Annotated in this window: 15 protein-coding genes; 4 read left to right on the top strand and 11 right to left on the bottom strand. The window is 66.1% G+C overall.

Annotated elements, in window-relative coordinates:
* The first annotated feature begins 327 nt into the window (after window positions 1–327).
* Together ACMGEZ_RS25405 and rbp are read left to right on the top strand one after the other, a co-directional pair.
* Complete coding sequence (locus tag ACMGEZ_RS25405) at window positions 328–576, top strand: hypothetical protein (RefSeq protein WP_436825075.1); 249 nt, start codon at window positions 328–330, stop codon at window positions 574–576.
* A 78-nt stretch (window positions 577–654) separates the two neighbouring features.
* Window positions 655–1,005: an RNA-binding regulator gene (rbp, locus tag ACMGEZ_RS25410; RefSeq protein WP_436825059.1), complete on the top strand. Its 351-nt coding sequence runs from the start codon at window positions 655–657 to the stop codon at window positions 1,003–1,005.
* A 155-nt stretch (window positions 1,006–1,160) separates the two neighbouring features.
* On the opposite strand, the gene ACMGEZ_RS25415 is transcribed toward rbp, so the two are convergent.
* The 7 genes from ACMGEZ_RS25415 to ACMGEZ_RS25445 all read right to left on the bottom strand — a co-directional run bounded on the left by ACMGEZ_RS25415 (window position 1,161) and on the right by ACMGEZ_RS25445 (window position 9,260).
* Window positions 1,161–2,135, bottom strand: a complete 975-nt coding sequence (locus ACMGEZ_RS25415; protein ID WP_436825060.1) for a Bug family tripartite tricarboxylate transporter substrate binding protein — start codon at window positions 2,133–2,135, stop codon at window positions 1,161–1,163.
* 14 nt (window positions 2,136–2,149) lie between these two features.
* Window positions 2,150–3,277, bottom strand: coding sequence for a porin (locus ACMGEZ_RS25420; protein WP_436825061.1), 1,128 nt, complete (start codon window positions 3,275–3,277; stop codon window positions 2,150–2,152).
* 115 nt (window positions 3,278–3,392) lie between these two features.
* The gene (gene ilvD, locus ACMGEZ_RS25425; RefSeq protein WP_436825062.1) at window positions 3,393–5,096 is read right to left on the bottom strand and encodes a dihydroxy-acid dehydratase; all 1,704 of its coding nucleotides are present in this window, start codon (window positions 5,094–5,096) and stop codon (window positions 3,393–3,395) included.
* The gene (locus ACMGEZ_RS25430) at window positions 5,093–5,551 is read right to left on the bottom strand and encodes an aconitase X swivel domain-containing protein (RefSeq protein WP_436825063.1); all 459 of its coding nucleotides are present in this window, start codon (window positions 5,549–5,551) and stop codon (window positions 5,093–5,095) included. The genes ilvD and ACMGEZ_RS25430 overlap by 4 nt, the downstream gene beginning before the upstream one ends.
* The gene (locus ACMGEZ_RS25435; protein WP_436825064.1) at window positions 5,548–6,843 is read right to left on the bottom strand and encodes an aconitase X; all 1,296 of its coding nucleotides are present in this window, start codon (window positions 6,841–6,843) and stop codon (window positions 5,548–5,550) included. Before ACMGEZ_RS25435 ends, ACMGEZ_RS25430 begins: the two co-directional genes overlap by 4 nt.
* 51 nt (window positions 6,844–6,894) lie before the next feature.
* Window positions 6,895–7,737 (bottom strand): IclR family transcriptional regulator, encoded by an 843-nt coding sequence (locus ACMGEZ_RS25440; RefSeq protein ID WP_436825065.1) that lies wholly within the window; start codon window positions 7,735–7,737, stop codon window positions 6,895–6,897.
* A gap of 68 nt (window positions 7,738–7,805) precedes the next feature.
* The gene (locus ACMGEZ_RS25445; protein WP_436825066.1) at window positions 7,806–9,260 is read right to left on the bottom strand and encodes an FAD-dependent oxidoreductase; all 1,455 of its coding nucleotides are present in this window, start codon (window positions 9,258–9,260) and stop codon (window positions 7,806–7,808) included.
* A gap of 166 nt (window positions 9,261–9,426) precedes the next feature.
* Here ACMGEZ_RS25445 and ACMGEZ_RS25450 point away from each other — a divergent pair, with 166 nt between their 5' ends.
* Together ACMGEZ_RS25450 and ACMGEZ_RS25455 are read left to right on the top strand one after the other, a co-directional pair.
* Window positions 9,427–10,425 (top strand): Bug family tripartite tricarboxylate transporter substrate binding protein, encoded by a 999-nt coding sequence (locus ACMGEZ_RS25450; protein ID WP_436825067.1) that lies wholly within the window; start codon window positions 9,427–9,429, stop codon window positions 10,423–10,425.
* Entirely contained in the window at window positions 10,422–11,441 is a 1,020-nt protein-coding gene (locus ACMGEZ_RS25455; protein ID WP_436825068.1) for a Bug family tripartite tricarboxylate transporter substrate binding protein, read from the top strand. Before ACMGEZ_RS25450 ends, ACMGEZ_RS25455 begins: the two co-directional genes overlap by 4 nt.
* Before the next feature lie 96 nt (window positions 11,442–11,537).
* Here the strand turns inward: ACMGEZ_RS25455 and ACMGEZ_RS25460 are convergent, their stop codons facing one another.
* From ACMGEZ_RS25460 to ACMGEZ_RS25475, 4 genes are all read right to left on the bottom strand, one after another.
* Window positions 11,538–12,713 (bottom strand): MFS transporter, encoded by a 1,176-nt coding sequence (locus ACMGEZ_RS25460; protein WP_436825069.1) that lies wholly within the window; start codon window positions 12,711–12,713, stop codon window positions 11,538–11,540.
* Between the two features lie 760 nt (window positions 12,714–13,473).
* Complete coding sequence (locus ACMGEZ_RS25465; protein ID WP_436825070.1) at window positions 13,474–13,986, bottom strand: hypothetical protein; 513 nt, start codon at window positions 13,984–13,986, stop codon at window positions 13,474–13,476.
* 23 nt (window positions 13,987–14,009) lie between these two features.
* Complete coding sequence (locus ACMGEZ_RS25470; protein WP_436825071.1) at window positions 14,010–14,507, bottom strand: hypothetical protein; 498 nt, start codon at window positions 14,505–14,507, stop codon at window positions 14,010–14,012.
* 598 nt (window positions 14,508–15,105) lie between these two features.
* Window positions 15,106–15,575 (bottom strand): transposase (locus ACMGEZ_RS25475; RefSeq protein ID WP_436825072.1); only part of this gene is annotated, 470 nt, incomplete at its 5' end.

Here is a 15,575-nt window from a genome sequence, read left to right on the forward strand (position 1 = left end):
TGACGCACCCCTCGCGTGCCACTCCCAGCATGGCGCAGGCGGGAACTGTTCCCGAAAGCCACACCTTTATAAGTCCAGATAATATTGATGGCGTTTGTATGCACGACGGTGATATAATAGTGGTCGTTGCAGCCACGGCGCTCGATTCGTCCGTTGCCGCAACGCCTGCTCAGAGGCGGCAATCCGCCCCCATGCAGGCCGTCCTTTGCGACCTTTGTCGCCCTGTTGGTCTGTAGAGCTGCAGCCAACCGAGTTCCTAGATGGCTCGCGCAGGTTGATTCAAGCCTGCGATCCTGAATGAATCAGATTCCAAAAATCGCCATTTCCATGGGCAAGTACGTCGTTTCGCCCGCGACACAGCAGACCGACTGTGGCCGCTTTCGCGCCTCCTTCTCGGTCCATCGTTCCCAGGGCAACGGCAGCTACTGTCGAGTATTCCGTTTCGACAAAACCTTTAGCTCGCGCGAAGCCGCCCGGCTTTTTGCAGTCACCCAGGGCTGGCTGCAAACGTGCATGCCGCACCCCCTACGTGCCGATGACCTGCTGCCGCAGATCCCATCCACCCTTGCCGCTTGATGCGGACTTCCCGATCCGCACATTCGGATCCCAATGGCGCGACATTCGTCGCGCACTTCGTTCAGAAAGGCTCTTTCCATGAGCATCAAAATCTACGTGGGCAACCTGCCCTACTCCGTGACCGATTCCAGCCTGGAAAGCAACTTTGCCGAATTTGGCAACGTCTCTTCGGCCAAGGTCGTGATGGACCGTGAAACCGGGCGCTCCAAGGGCTTTGGCTTTGTGGAAATGGCTTCCGCCGAAATCGCCCAAGCCGCCATCAACGGTCTGAACGGCATGTCCGTCGATGGACGCTCGATCGTCGTGAACCTGGCCCGCCCCCGCGAAGAGGGTAGCGGCTCAGGTGGCTACAGCGCCGCTGGCTACAGTACGGCAAAACGCTCGGACATTGGCTATGGCACCGGTGGCTACGGCGGTGGTCGTTACTGAGGCCAGCAACCTCGTCTGAAAACCGGCTCTCCTGAGCCGGTTTTTTTTTGGCCGTTGTCAGTACCGAGCACGCTTTGCCCGATGCCAAAGCCGAAGCTGGTCCGGCGAAGTCTTCGACCCGTACCAATCTTTCGATGAGGCCACCGCGACCTGGGCTACTCGAACTTCACGTTGTGCTGCCGCACGGTGGCACCGAAGGCGTCGTACTGCGCGCGGAAGAACTCAGCGAACTTTGCCGGACTCATGCCGTAGCCCTCGAAGCCCTGTTGCACCAGCTGTGCATGCACGTCCGGCCGCTTCAGCGTGTTCTGCAGTTCCTGCGACAGCTTGGCCGTAATCGCTTGCGGCAGCCCCGGCGGTCCGAAGAAGCCGGCCCAGGGCGTGATGGTGAGCTTGCCCAGCCCCAGCTCGCTGCCCGTGGGCACATCGGGCAGCAAGGCGCTGCGCTGCGGCAGCAGTGTGACAAGCGCGCGAATTCGCCCTTCCTTCACGAAGCCCGGCGCCAAGGTGCCGGTGGTGAACATCATGTGGATCTGGCCGCCAAGCAGGTCTGTCATGGCTTGCATGTCGCCCTTGTAGCGCGCGTTGACCACCTTGCGTTCGCCCAGCAGTTGCAGCATGGCCAGCTCCGAGGCGCTGTTGCTCGATGCCGAGTTGTAGGCGCCCGGCTTTGCCGCCACCAAGGCCAGCAGCTCGTTCACGCTTTTCACCGGCAGGCTTGACGGCACCACCAGGAACATCGAGAACTGGCCGGCCGAGCTGATCGGCGTGAAAGCCTTGAACGGGTCGTAGGGCGGCGTCGGCCGAAGGGTGGGCGCCGCCACCATCGCGGTGTTGGTGCCCATCAGCAGCGTGTAGCCGTCGGGCTTGGCCGATGACGTGGCCTGCGCCGCGAGCACGCCGTCCGCGCCCGGGCGGTTTTCCACGATCACCTGCTGGCCGAGCTGCTTCGACAGCCCTTCCGCGATGATGCGGGTGAGCGCGTCGGCGCCGCCGCCGGGTGCAAAGCCCACGATCAGGCGCAGCGGCTTGTCCGGATAGGTCTCGGCGCTCCAGGCTGCCGCGCCAGGCAGCATTGCCAGCGAACCGCCAGCCGCAAGGGCCGCCAGGGTCAGGTTCCTGCGTCGCATTTTTTGCTCCTTGTTCAGAAGAGATGCCGCATGCCGAGCTCCCAGCCCGACGAGCGGCGGCCACCGGCCGGTGCCACGCCGCCGCTGACGACATAGCGCGCCTGGCCGCTGTTCATGAGCCGCGCATAGGTACCGTAGAGCGCGGTGCGCTTGGAGAGGTTGTGCACATAGCCGATGCCGAACTGGCGCGCATCGTCGCGGTTGCGCGGCATGCCGTTGGCGTTGCGCAGGCTCTCGTCGCTGCGGTCGTCCAGGTAGGCGTAGCTCACGCGAATGCGGCCAACCTCGAAGGCCGGAATGTGCGCGCCGATCTCGGCGGTGTTCTTGCGCACCGTGCCGGCCGCGAGCTTCACAGTCACCTTGTTGTAGAGCGCGAAGAACTTCGCAAAACCTGCGTCCCAAGTGCCGCCAATGTTGGCGTGCGTGTAGTTGCCGATGGTGGCGGTGGCGTCGTAGTGGGTACGGGTCAGGGCGGCGGCGATGTCGAACGCGCCCGAGGCAAAGCCGAGGCGCGCGCCGGCAAAGTTGCCATCATCGCGGTTCGGCGCGGTGGAGTCGTTCTCACCCGTGCCGATCATCGCCATGCCATAGAAGCCGCCGAGCTTGGCCGGCAGCCAGTAGCTCACCGTGTTGCTGCCCGTGATGCCGGTGGGCAGCGGCCCCGTACCTGCACCCGCGAACGTGAGGTTGCCCGCGCGCGCCACGCCGTTGGCGTTGAAGGGATCGAAGAAGATGCTGTTGTAGTGCGTGGGAATGAAGTCGCGGCCCAGGCGCAGTTCACCCACCTTCTCGTGCGACAGGCTCACGAAGGACATGCGGTCGAAGGTGATCGGCCCCGCCACTCCCGCGCCGCTGGTCTGGTTGTTGCTGTTGCTCGCACGGCCGGTCCCGGTGTCGGGGTTCAGGCTGCCTTCGAGCCAGAAGCCCGCGCGCAGGCCGCCGCCCAGGTCTTCGGTGCCGCGAAATCCAAGCCGACTGGTCGACAGCCCGCCGTTGGACAGCGCCTTGACGGAGGCACCGCCCTCACCCTTGGTGTACTGGATGCCGAGGTCCATCACACCGAACACGGTGACGCTCGACTGCGCATGTGCCGCGCCGCTGCTGGCCAGTGCCAGCGCCGAGCACATCAAGATTTCTCTCATGGTTTCTTGTCTCCTGCTTCTTCTCTTGGTTGAAAAACTCGGGAACGCACGCAGGGCTGCGCCACCGGGTGCGCGGTGCACACCGGTCGGCGAAAGCCGGGGTAAAAAGGTCTTGCTAGCCCGAAGGCTGGGGCCGTTCGGTGCGCACGAGCACGGCGCCCTTGGACAGCGGGCTCACATTGCGCCGGTACTGCTGCAGCCAGCCGGTATCGAAGGCCGGCGGCGGTGCCTGCCAGTCGGCGCGGCGCGCCTGGAGTTCGGCGTCGGTCAATGCAATGTCGAGGCGGCGTGCGTCCAGATCGATGGTGATCACGTCGCCATCGCGCACCAGCCCCAGCGGCCCGCCGAGCGCGGCTTCGGGCGACACCTCGGCCACCACGAGCCCCTTGCAGACCAGGCCCGAAAGGTGTCCGTCGGTCAGGATCGCGACCTGGTCGCCCAGGCCCGCACCGTCGATGGCGAACACCACGCGGGAGGCGCCGCCGCCCATCGCCGGGCCGCCGCAGGCACCGGCGCCGCGCATCACGACCACCTGGCCCGACACGATCTCGCCATTCTTCAGCGCGGCAATGGCAGCATCCGAGGTCCAGAAGCACACCGCCGGACCTGTGAAGCTGCGCACCTTGCGCTCCACGATGCCGGTCTTGATGAGACCCGACTCGGGTGCGAGGTTGCCGCGCAACAGCACGATGGCGGGCAGCGGCGCGACCGGGCGATCGACGGGGCGGATCACCTCTGCGTCGGCGACTTCGGCGTTGCGCAGGTTGTCCGCCACGGTACCGCCCGTGACGGTGGGCGCGCTCGTGTCGAGCAAGGGCGCAAGCTGCTTCATCAGCGCACGGCAACCGCCGGCCGCTTCGAAGGCTTCGATGCTGTGATCGCCGATCGGCCGCACGCCGGCCAGCACCGGCGTTGTGGGGCCGAGACTTTCGAAGAGGCCGTACACATCGACGCCGCACTCCCCTTCGGTCGACACCGCCTGCAGATGCTTGGCCGTGTTCAGCGAGCCGCCGATGGCCAGCACCGCGCGCACCGCATTGGCGAAGGCGCCGGGTGTGAGGATGTCGCGCGGCTTCAGGTCGTCCCACACCATCTGCACGATGCGTGTGCCGGCCGCGCGCACGTCGGCCATCATTTTCGGGCTCAGCGCCGCCACGGGCGCGCTGCCGGGCAGCGCCATGCCGAGGGCTTCGCAGACGATATGCATCGAGTTGGCCGTGCCCAGGCCCGAGCACACGCCCGGCCCGCGGATCGCCTCGCGGCTCATGCCCACGAGTTCTTCGACCGGCAAATTGCCTGTGACGGCGTGCATCGCGCCAATGAACACTTCCTCGATGTCCATGTGCTTGCCGCGGTATTCACCGCTGGGCTGGTAGCCGCAGGGCACAAGCAATGTCGGAATGTTGAGCCGCGCCGCCGCCATGAGCTGGCCCGGCACGGTCTTGTCGCAGGAAGTGAGGCACACCATGCCGTCGAGCTGCGCGCCCTCGACGGCCACTTCGATGTCGTTGGTGACCAGGTCGCGCGCACCGAGCATGTAAGCGCCGCGCGCGCCCGCGCCCGTGATGAAGTCGCTGGGCGCCGCAGTGCGAATTTCGAAGGGCACGCCGCCCGCGGCGCGGATCGCGGCCTTCACTTCCACCGCCACGCGGTCGAGGTGGCTGAAGCAGGCCGCGAGTTCCGACGAGCTGTTGACGATGGCGATCTTCGGCTTTTCGCAGTCTTCTTCAGCGATGCCAAGTGCGCGCCAATGCGCATTGCGCACCGACCAAAGATACGAGCCGCGCGGAAAGTTGCTGCGCAGTGGGCGGGTGGTCATGGGCGGTCTCCAGGCTTGTTCTTCTTGGTGATCTCGATCACGCCGCGGTCGGCGTCCACGCGCACCCAGTCGCCGGTTTCGATGCACTCGAGAGGGTCGCGCTCGAAGTCGGTCATCGAGGGCGAGTGCGTGACCACGGCGCCGAGCGCCATCTTGGTGGTCATCTCGTTGAACAGGAACGCCGCGGGCGCGGAGTTCATGAGCCGCGTCATGTGGAACATGGCCGACCAGCCGGACGAGCCCTTGGCCCCCGGAAACACCAGCACCTTGCCCGCGAAGCTCTGGCCGCGCAGTTCGTGCCTCGTTTCGATGACGGTGCCGGTGCGTGGATCGATGCCGCCCCAGCCCGAGATACGGTCGCGGGTGACCAACGCCTCGCCTTGAGCCGTGCCGCCGACCACCTTGCGGCCGCGAATCACGATGGTTTTCTCTTCAGTCACGACTGCATCGTTCATGCGTAGCCTCCCTTCCACCGTCCCGTGCATGCCGCATCGATGCATTCCGCCGTGCTGCCGAACCACGCCTGCACGCCGAGGATGGCGGGCAGGTAGTGCGCCTGCTTGGCCGAGTCGAGCGCCACGGTCTTCGTGCCCTTGGGCACTGCGCGGCTCATGGCGGAGCAGCTGTCGGACATGATGATGCCGCCCGCGTCCTCGATGATCTTCGTGTAGCCGTTGCGGTCGGCCAGCGACTTGATGGCGCGCGGCGTGAAGATCCACAGCTCGCAATCGGGGTGCACCTTGCGGCCTTCGATGAGCTGCGCGGCTTCCCAGATCTGCTCGATGGTGTAGTGCGGGCAGCCCAGCATCACGTACTGCACCTCGGCGTCCTTGCCCGTCGCATTGATCTTCTCGTAGGTGGCACGGCGCTCGGCCTCCCCGTAGCGCAGCACCTCCACCGGCGCACGGCCGCCGAGCGCCTGCTCGAGCGTCAGCGCCTCGGGCGTGACACCTGCGATGTGATACATCTCCACGCCGCCTGAAGAGGACGCCGCTGCGCCGAAGTGCTTGAGCCGCGGCAGGTTGGGCACGCGGCCGATGCCACTCTTGCTGTGCACCACCGGCACGCGCTCCTGCACATGCTCGCCGATGTAGTAGCCGAGCAAGCCCCAGTCCTGCACCGATTCGACCTCGACGTCGAGCTCGACCACGTGCGTCGCATGGCGGTTCTCGTCGAGGTGATAGCCCCAGTACGGAATGCGCCCGGTGAGCATGGCCGCGCCGGTGCTCTCGCGCCCTTCGGTGTTGGTGCGCGCGCCGAGCACCGAGTTGCAATACACCACGGCCGACGATTCCATCCACGCGCAGTGCTCGCCGCGCGTGGGAATGTTGCCCACCTGATAAGGCGTGCAGGTGTTCATGATCTGCGCGCCCAGGCCCGCGGCATGGCGCTCGCTCTTGTTGTAGAACTGCACGATCTCTTCGCTCACACCCATGCGCTCGGGCTGGCCCGGGTCGAAGCCCAGCTGCAGGTGGCTCGTGAATACCTTGAATTTCGGGATCTCGACGGTCTCCTGGCTGTCGAGGCTGAACTCGGAAAACACCGCGTCCATGCCGCCGCCCTTGGCAAGCGCAAAGTCGCGCTGGAAGGGCGTGGTCGAGGTGATGGTGGCGCAGACGTTGCGCGTTTCCACCAGCCGCTCGGCGCCCAGCGCTTCGCCGTAGCGCATCAAGAGGTCCATTGCCTTCTGCACGGCCGGTCCGTCACGGCCGTCCATCATGGCTTTTTCTTCGTCGCTCAGGTGCATGGCCCTGTGTCTCCGTTCTTGTGTTGTCGTGGGGTCGGCCGGTAGCGGCGGCTAGCCCGGCGAGGGCGTGGGCACGTGCCCGCCGATGTCGCGCGCGATGGTGAGCGCGATGTCGTGCAGGCGCGGTGCAAGTTCGTTGCGCAGGCGCTCCTCGGTGAAGACGAAGGCCGCGCCGCCGCCGTTGAGCGCCATCACTTCGCCGTCGGGCCCGATGAGCGGCACCGACACCGAATTGATCTCGCGGTGGAACTCGCCGAGCGAAAGGCAGTAGCCCAGCCGCCGGGCCTCGCCGATGGCGCGCGTCATGCCGGGCGCAATGCTGTCCCACTCGGGGCCGCGCAAGAGGCGCATCGAATCGATCAGCTGGTTGCGCTGCGCCTCGGGCAGCGCTGAAAGATAGGCGCGGCCCAACGCCGAGTTGGCCAGCGGCGCGCGCGAGCCCACGTCGAGCCGCGCCGACAGCATCGACGAGCGCGGCCGGCAGGCCTCGATCAGCACCATCTCCATGCCGTCGCGTATCGCCAGGTAGACCGAGGCGCCCACCTCCTCCGCCATCGCCTGCATGCTGGGCCGCGCGGCGGCGCGCACGTCGAGGCTGCCGAGGAACACGCGCGACAGCGACACCACGCCCGGGCCGAGCATGAAGCGGTCGGGCACCTGCGCGGCCTTGAGCATGCCCAGCGAGAGCAGCGTCGCGACGAGCCGGTTGACGGTCGGCCGCGGAATGCCGGTCATGCGCGCGATGTCGGCATGGCCCAGCACGGGGCGCGCCTCGCTGAAGCAGCGCAGCACCGAGATGCCGCGCTCCAGCGCGCTCACGGTGTCGGCGCGGTCGCCGCGCGCATCAGCGGCATCGGCCGCGGAGGAAGAGGTGTCGTTCTTGTCGGTGGACATGGAGGAACCCTTTGCAAGACTCTGCAATGTAGAGGCTGGCGAATGCGCGTCGGCCGGGTTCATGCGATTCAGATCCCGGCTTCGGCCGCGGCCCGCGCCTGCACGCCCTGGCCGGCGGCGCCGGCGCGCAGGTACACGCCCTGCGCGAGCAGCGCCGACTGCAGCGCGTTCACGTCGACAAAGCGCGGTTCGATGCCGCCCCGCGACGCCAGCGCCGCCGCCACGCCAGCGGCCTGGCCGGTGATCCAGCACTGGGGAATCTCGCGCATGAAGCCGTGCGAGTTGCGGTCGCACGAGATGTGCCGGCCGCACGCCAGCAGGCCATCGAGCTGCTGCGGCACCAGCGCGCCGTAGGGAATGGAGATGTTCGGGAACTTGGGCGACACTGCGGGCGTCACGCCGATCTCGTCAGCCAGCGCCACGCCCTCGGGCCATTGGCTGCGCAGCACCGCTCCGACGCCGGAGAGGCGCCGCGCATGGCGCACGCCGATCTGCGGTGCGCTCAGCATCAGGAAGGCCTGCTCGAAGCCCGGCGCATGCCCCTTGAAGTAGTCCAGGTGAGCGGCCATCGCGCGGTGCGAGCGCACTTCCACGGCCGTGAGGTCGTCCACGTCGAGCGCCGAATAGCCCGACTGCCGCGGGCCCATGAACAGCGCCACGTCGTTGCGCCAAGAGACGAAGGGCCGCTCGAACAGGCCGCACGCTTCGCGCCCGCGCGCCATGAAGGCGCTGAACGCCTCGGGCTGGCCGGCCTTGAATTCGATCCAGCGGTTCATGTCCACGCCGCCGAACAGCCACGAGGTGTTCATGCAGTGGTGCACGTCGGCCTCCTCGATGTCGTTCACGTAAGCCGCGCCGGCGCGCGCGAACAGGTCGCCGTCGCCGGTGGCGTCGACCACCACGTCGGCCATGATCGCCATGCGGCCTTCCTTGCTCTCGAACACCACGCCCTTCACCGCGCCGTCCTGCACGATCGGAATCGCGGCCCACGAGTGGTAGATGAGCTTGACCTTGCGCTCCAGCACGATCTCCTGCGACAGCAGCTTGAGGCGCTCCGGGTCGATGGTGGGCGACCACGTGACCACGCCATGGTAGGCGGCTGTGCGTTGCGACCAGTGCGCGGCTTTGGCCACGTCCTGCGAGCCCCAGTCCTCGCGCGCCGGGCCGGCAATGGCGTCGGCCGGCAGGCGGTCGAACAGCTCTTCGGCAAAGCCGCGGATCACCAGCTGGCCTTCCCAGTCGGTCATGCGGTCGATCCAGATCACGAGGCCGCCGGTGGAAAGCCCGCCCAGGTGGTTGTAGCGCTCGAGCAGCGCCACGTCGGCGCCGGCGCGCGCGGCGGCCGCGGCGGCCGCGGTGCCCGACGGCCCGCCGCCCACGACCAGCACGCCGCAGCGGTGATAGACCGGAATGTCCTTGCCGGGCTCGGCCCAGGTGCCGTGGTCAGGCCGCTTGACGCGGCTGTCGCGGTCGAAGATGTCGGAGGACAGGATGCGCTCGTCGGTGCGGACGACAGTTTTCATGGATGCGTGTCTTGGATGGGCGATTGCTTCGCATTTTGATTTCAATGTTCATTTTGTCAAACACAATGGATTGAAAATCGAGTTTCTTCGGGGTATTCCCTAGCAGATCTGGATTTTTATGACTTTCCAGATCACTATAAGAAGAACATTCCAAACGGAGACATCGATGAAGAAACCCTGCGGCACCCGCCGCGCACTCAGCGCGGCGCTCGGCGCGGCGGCCCTCCTGGGCGTGGCGCCCCTGGCGCTGGCGCAAGACTTTCCCGTGCGCGGCGGCAAGCCGATACGCATCGTGGTGGGCTTCACGGCCGGCGGCGGTACCGATGCCCAGGCGCGCATCGTGGCGCAGAAGCTCGGCGAGGTGCTGGGCACCAGCGTGATCGTCGACAACAAGCCCGGCGCCAGCACCATGCTGGCTGCGAGCGAGGTGGCGCGCGCGCTGCCCGACGGCTACACCCTGCTCTACGCGCCCTCGTCCACCATGGCGCAGAACCCCCACACCTTCTCGCAGGTGCCCTACGACCCGTTCAAGGACTTCACCGCCATCTCGATGGGCGGCCGCGGGCCGCTGGTGCTGTCGGTGAGCACCACCGTGCCGGCCAGCAACGTGAAGGAACTCATCGCCTACGTGAAGGCGAATCCCGGCACGGTGAGCTACGCCTCGTTCGGTGCAGGCACCTCGTCGCACATCTACGGCGAGGCCTTCGTGAGGAAGGCCGGTCTCGACGCGGTGCACATTCCCTACAAGGGCGGCTCGGACGCGGCCAAGGACCTGATCGGCGGCCGCGTGCAGTACATGTTCGATTCGGCCTCCTCGGCGGTCATCACCTCGGGCACCGGCAAGGTGAAGATCCTCGCGATTGCCGCGAACGCGCGCATTGCCGCGCTGCCCGACGTGCCGACCTTCGCCGAGCAAGGCGTGACCGGCCTCGACCTGCCGAGCTGGCTCGGCTTCTACGGGCCGGCCCACATGCCTGCGCCGGTGGTCGCGAAGCTCAATGCGGCGCTCACGCAGGTGCTGGCGATGCCGCAGGTACGCGAGTTCTACCGCAGCGGCGGCTACGAGGCCGGGGCAAGCACGCCCGAGGAATTCGCCGGCGTCACGCGCTCGACCTACGAACGCTGGGGCGCAATGGTGCAGCAGGTCGGGCTGGCGAAGCAATGAACGCCCGGCCGCACTTCATCGGCCGCCGGCGCATTGCCGCATGGCTCGGGCTCGGGCTCGCACTGGGCACAGTCGCGCTGCCGTGTGCCGCGCTCGCGGCCGATCCCGCGCCCTTTCCCGAGAAGGGCCGCAGCATCCGCATCGTGCTCGGCCTTGCGGCGGGCGGCGCCTCGGATGCGCAGGTGCGCTTTGTCGCGAACAAGCTCGGCGAAGTGCTGCAGACGCCCGTCATCGTGGAGAACCGGCCGGGCGCAAGCTTCATCCTTGCCACCGAGGAAGTCATTCGCGCCGCGCCCGACGGCTACACGATGATGTACGCGCCCTCTTCCGTGGTGGCGCAGAACCCGCAAACGCTGGCGCAGGTGCGCTACGACCCGTTCAAGGACCTGACGCCGATTTCGCTCGGCGCGCGCGGCCCGCTGGTTCTCACGGTGCACGCGAGCGTGCCCGCGCGCACGGTGCAGGAGCTGGTGGCCTACGTCAAGGCCAACCCGGGGAAGATGAGCTATGCCTCCTTCGGCACCGGCACCTCCTCGCACATCTACGGCGAGGCCTTTGCGAAGCAGGCGGGGCTGGACGTGGTGCACGTGCCGTACAAAGGCGGCGCCGATGCCGCGAAAGACTTCCTCGCGGGCCGCGTGCAGTACTACTTCGACGCCGCGCCCAACGCGATCCAGAACACCGCCACCGGCAAGGTCCGCATGCTCGCGGTGGCGGCACCCGCGCGCAGCGCGATGCTGCCCGACGTGCCCACGATGAACGAGCAGGGCGTGAGCGGCGTAGACATGCCGAGCTGGCTGGGTTTCTATGGCCCCGCGCGCATGCCCGCGCCGGTGGTCGCAAAACTCAATGCCGCGCTCGCGCAGGTGCTCGCGATGCCCGCCACGCGCGACTTCTTCCGCCAGGGCGCCTACGAGGCCGAGTCGTCGAGCCCCGCGCAACTGGCCGAACTCACGCGCGCGACCTACGAACAGTGGGGCGACATCATCCGCAAGCTCGGGCTTGCGAAGCAATAGCAGGGTGCTGGCGAAAATCATCCCAATCGAAGTGGCCCTGCTTGGCCAGGGCACCCGCATTGTCTTGGCAGCCCACGCCAGCCCAGCCCCCTGGCTCTAACGCCGGGCTGGCAGCTTCAATCCCAAGCAAAGCGGCAAGGCAAGGGCGGACAGCAGCGCCATCCCCAGGAAGCCGGTGGCTCCGAGCCGTGCGTACAGAACTCCGGATGACAATGTCAGCAGCGCTGTCACCAGTCCTGGTCCGAGTGCGTAGATGGCTTGGCCGGTAGCGGCAAGATGCCGAGGCACGGTAGCGCCCATGAGGCGCATGCAAGCGAGATGCAAAAGTGCAAACGTCATTCCGTGCAAGGGCTGTACGAGTGCAAGCGCTATGGGATCGGTCGACGAAGCCACCACAAGCCACCGCACGATAGCCGCTACCGAAGCAATTGCGGCTGCACCGCTCGGACCGAAGGCATCGACCAAACGAGGTCCGATCAGGACGAAGACCACGACCTCCGCAACGACGGCCTCCGACCACAGGATGCTGATCGTGGTCTGGCTGATGCCGGCCGCGTTCCATCGGATGACTGCGAATGCGTCATGCATGGCATGGCTGCCGTAGACCAGGGCGGCGACGAGGACCATGCGCCGGAACACGACGATCCCCATCAGTTCCCCGATAGCCTTGACGGATGATGGTTCAGGGGCGGCGCAGGTCCGACTACCGGCCGGTGGCAGCAGCATGGTGCTTGCTGCTGCGACCAGAAGCAGGGCGCCATGCATCCATGCGATCGAGGTAAGTGCCGTCCAGCCGATCACTTGGCCCGCTGCCAGCGTTCCGAACACGAAGGCAGCCGAAGCCGAACCTCGTACCCAGCCATATTCGAACCTCGCCCCGGCCGAGGTCGCGGACTTCGAAGCATCCAACGCCAAGGCGTCGGCAAGTGACGTGGTTGGTGTAAGTGCCGCTTCATGGCAAAGGCGCACGATCAGGAAGACCCAGAACCCAGCTATCCAAGTAAGGCCGAATGCGAGGCAGGCAGCAAGGGCGGCAGCCGCGGCCAGGACGTGACGCAATCGCTGCAAACGATCTGCGAGGCGCCCTGCAACCGGTCCGGCGACCAGCCGTACGATGGTCCCCAGTCCCAGCAGAAGCCCGATCTGCTCGGGTGACATCCCGCGCGTTTCGAAAAGACGTGGCCAGAATGGCGAGGCCACGCCGAATGACGCGTACAGCAACGCATAGAGGAGGATGAAAGATCGCAACGCGTGAGGCTGGGGCATTCGCATGGTGGGCGCTTCCGATCTTCTAGCGCTTGCCTTCGGTCAATGGTGATCTCCACAAGGACCGGCGCCGGTCGGTCGCAGGCGCAAGTAGCCCTTTTCACCGAAAGACAATTGCTCATGCGTAAGTTTGCAAAAGTTGTGGTCATTTTTGACTAAACTTTTTTGATTTCTCCCGACGCGGGCCCTTCTTCTCTCAAGCGCTGCTCGCAAGCTGGCGCGGCGAGCCTGGTCATCGAAGACCGCGTAGCTGTTCGGCGCGCACTTCAGCGCCGGGGCACTCGGGCCGCCGACCGAGCCTTTGCCTGGTACCTCCTTGCACTCGCGGTAGCGGCAATCGTTGCCAACGCCGCCGCTGGAATTTGTAGAAGTCCTCAAGCTCCGCCTGTCGTCTCTCCAAAACCCCGTCTTCGTCCTGCATCAGCTTGCCCGGGGGCCGAACAGCGGAACGATGCTGGACCCATTCGAGGTCGCACGAGCCTTCATTGACTCCGCCCGTCCGCGCAGGCTGAGTGGCTTCTTGGAAGAGGTAGATGCGGCGGTCATGGGCCGACCGCCCTACTGACTCCAAGCGGCCAGCACCGGCCATTCGTTCACAAGGCTCATTCGGCCTGATTCCGACCTTCGCCGCGCGCGCACAACAACTTCTTCTGGTTCTGTGAGCGCTTGGCCTGAAGAGCGTGCACTCAGCGCCGCGGCCCCCGCATGCGCGGGCGCATGGCAAACAGGCCGGCTCCCGCCCTGCGCCGCGGACCGGCTAGCCGCTTCACTCTGCCGCTACGGCTCGGAATGTATGTTGAATGATGGAGTCCGAGGCGGCATAGCCGGCACCCCTGAGCAGGCTGGTATCGTTCGATTGGAACTTGCAGTAGGCCGGCACCGGCGCGAGAGACCTGCTTATGCCGAAGCCGAATTTCATGGCGCGCTCCTGATTCGGCTCGATCGTGACGATGGTCACGGCGTCCGGAGTGGGGGTGCCGTCCGGCTGAGTTTCCTCGGTGTGATAGGTGACGGTCACTTCCCTCGCGACAGTGCCCAGGTTCAAGAGCGTACACGCGCCAGTTTGATTGGTCTCCAGGAAGAAGGGTGGCGTCGCCAGGACCGTCGGCGCCCGTCGGCCCGCGCCGCCGGAGCGTTCGTGATGGCCCTCGTTCTGGTCGGCCGATGCAGGAATCGATGTCGCCATCGATGCGATGGCTGCCAAGATGCATGCGGCCGCCGCCCGATGAGCGAACCCGCGCGTTGTGCGTCGTGCTGCCGGGGAAATCAAGGTGTTCATGACTATGTCTCCATCTGCGGGCTTCACTGGGCCACGATGGTGCTGAGAACCCGATTGCCGTCCCGGATCGCGGCGCTCGCCCGGAGCACGCTGGTGTCTGCCGATTCAAAAACGCACCAGTTCCCCGTCGGAAAAGGCACCACCCTCGGGACGCTGAAGGTAAAGGACCGGATGGGCCCCGGCGGCAGCGTGATGGTTTCGACAATGTCCGGAAAGGGCCCTCCGCCGCCGATGAGCCTGAACTCCGTGTGCATGGTCACGGTGACTTGCTGAGGCGCCGTGCCCACGTTCGTGACCGAACAGACGAAGCTCTGGAGGTTGTTCCAGTACAGCGGCGGCGTCGCCAGGAGCGTCGGGGGCTTCCTGCGCGATCTGCGGTCGTCATCTGCGCGTTCGTTCTGGTCGGCCGATGCGGGAATCGATGCCGCCATCAAGCCGAGGGCAGCCGCGGCGCAGGCGGCCACCCGATGCGCAAGCCGGCGGCCGGTGCCGCGCGCGGCTGAGGGAACAAGCTCTTTCATGGCTCGATCTCCAACTGAGGTGCCGCAGGGCGGACGACTCGAATGTGCGGCGGAAGTCGAGCCGGGGCGCACGCTGCTGGCCGTACGACGACGGCGGTCGTCGAGATGGACATGCCCGTGGTGGCGAAAGTGTAGGCGTAGCTGGATGGAGTTCAAGCTCAGAACTGGGGTTGACAGCCGGGGCCGTTTTTCCCAATTCGGTTGCCCAGGCCGGAGTTGACGATTTGTTCACCCCCTCGGGGGACCAGCCCGTGGAAAACAAGGGAGGTGACTCGCGGAACCCCGACGCCGTGCGGCGTGCCGCTGGGTTGCCCTCCGACCAGGCAAGCCGCGACTTGGGCGGCGCCTGGGCGGTCGGGATGCGCCGCCTGGGGGGTGCAATCTTGTGGCCTTGCCCCGTCTAGCCGAAGTACCAACCCTCCGGGTTGCCGACTAGACTTCGGCAGTCGGCCGAGGCCGTGTGCAAACGGTCTGCGCTCCAGTATGCAGGACATGGCTCGAATGCGACCGCGACGCGATGAGCGCGCTATCCAGTAGGCGCATCACTGCAGATGCGCTTCGCGTGCTCGGACCGAGCCTTTGAAGAGGCGTGAGAGGCTCACGCCCCCATCAATCTCATCGCCTTCATCGTCCTGGTTATGCCAAGGACCGCGATGACCCTCTTCATGTTGTAAGCCAGCACGTGCAGGCAAATTTCGGTGTTCACATGCTCCAGCTTCTTCGTCAGGAAGTGGGTTGAACCCATCCAGTACTTCAATGTCCCGAACACGTGCTCCACCGTGCACCTTCGCAGCGTCATCGCGACAGGCTTGCGGTCCAGGCGTTGCTGGACGCGCTCAAGCACCTCTTCGTGCTCCCATCGGCGGATGCGACGGTAGTCAGCGGTCGTGCACTGCCCTTTGAGTGGGCACGTGGGGCAGGCGCTGGTCCAGTAGACGCGAAGCTTGTTGCCGTTCTTCTCGAACGTGGTGAACCTGTAGATGGCCCGCTCGCCCGCAGGGCACTGATACTCGTCAGCCTTCGCGATGTAGATGAAGTCGCTCTTGTCGAAGCGTCCCTCGGCCTTGG

Origin of the sequence: Variovorax stachyos (assembly GCF_051400855.1) — a bacterium.
Lineage (GTDB): Bacteria > Pseudomonadota > Gammaproteobacteria > Burkholderiales > Burkholderiaceae_C > Variovorax.

Bases quoted from the DNA above. Each gene is read 5' to 3' on its own strand.
- ACMGEZ_RS25405 (WP_436825075.1), top strand. From the start codon at position 328: ATGGGCAAGTACGTCGTTTCGCCCGCGACACAGCAGACCGACTGTGGC.
- ACMGEZ_RS25470 (WP_436825071.1), bottom strand. From the start codon at position 14,507: ATGAAAGAGCTTGTTCCCTCAGCCGCGCGCGGCACCGGCCGCCGGCTT.
- ACMGEZ_RS25445 (WP_436825066.1), bottom strand. From the start codon at position 9,260: ATGAAAACTGTCGTCCGCACCGACGAGCGCATCCTGTCCTCCGACATC.
- ACMGEZ_RS25465 (WP_436825070.1), bottom strand. From the start codon at position 13,986: ATGAACACCTTGATTTCCCCGGCAGCACGACGCACAACGCGCGGGTTC.
- ACMGEZ_RS25435 (WP_436825064.1), bottom strand. From the start codon at position 6,843: ATGCACCTGAGCGACGAAGAAAAAGCCATGATGGACGGCCGTGACGGA.
- ACMGEZ_RS25415 (WP_436825060.1), bottom strand. From the start codon at position 2,135: ATGCGACGCAGGAACCTGACCCTGGCGGCCCTTGCGGCTGGCGGTTCG.
- ACMGEZ_RS25455 (WP_436825068.1), top strand. From the start codon at position 10,422: ATGAACGCCCGGCCGCACTTCATCGGCCGCCGGCGCATTGCCGCATGG.
- rbp (WP_436825059.1), top strand. From the start codon at position 655: ATGAGCATCAAAATCTACGTGGGCAACCTGCCCTACTCCGTGACCGAT.
- ACMGEZ_RS25460 (WP_436825069.1), bottom strand. From the start codon at position 12,713: ATGCGAATGCCCCAGCCTCACGCGTTGCGATCTTTCATCCTCCTCTAT.
- ACMGEZ_RS25440 (WP_436825065.1), bottom strand. From the start codon at position 7,737: ATGTCCACCGACAAGAACGACACCTCTTCCTCCGCGGCCGATGCCGCT.
- ACMGEZ_RS25450 (WP_436825067.1), top strand. From the start codon at position 9,427: ATGAAGAAACCCTGCGGCACCCGCCGCGCACTCAGCGCGGCGCTCGGC.
- ACMGEZ_RS25430 (WP_436825063.1), bottom strand. From the start codon at position 5,551: ATGAACGATGCAGTCGTGACTGAAGAGAAAACCATCGTGATTCGCGGC.
- ilvD (WP_436825062.1), bottom strand. From the start codon at position 5,096: ATGACCACCCGCCCACTGCGCAGCAACTTTCCGCGCGGCTCGTATCTT.
- ACMGEZ_RS25420 (WP_436825061.1), bottom strand. From the start codon at position 3,277: ATGAGAGAAATCTTGATGTGCTCGGCGCTGGCACTGGCCAGCAGCGGC.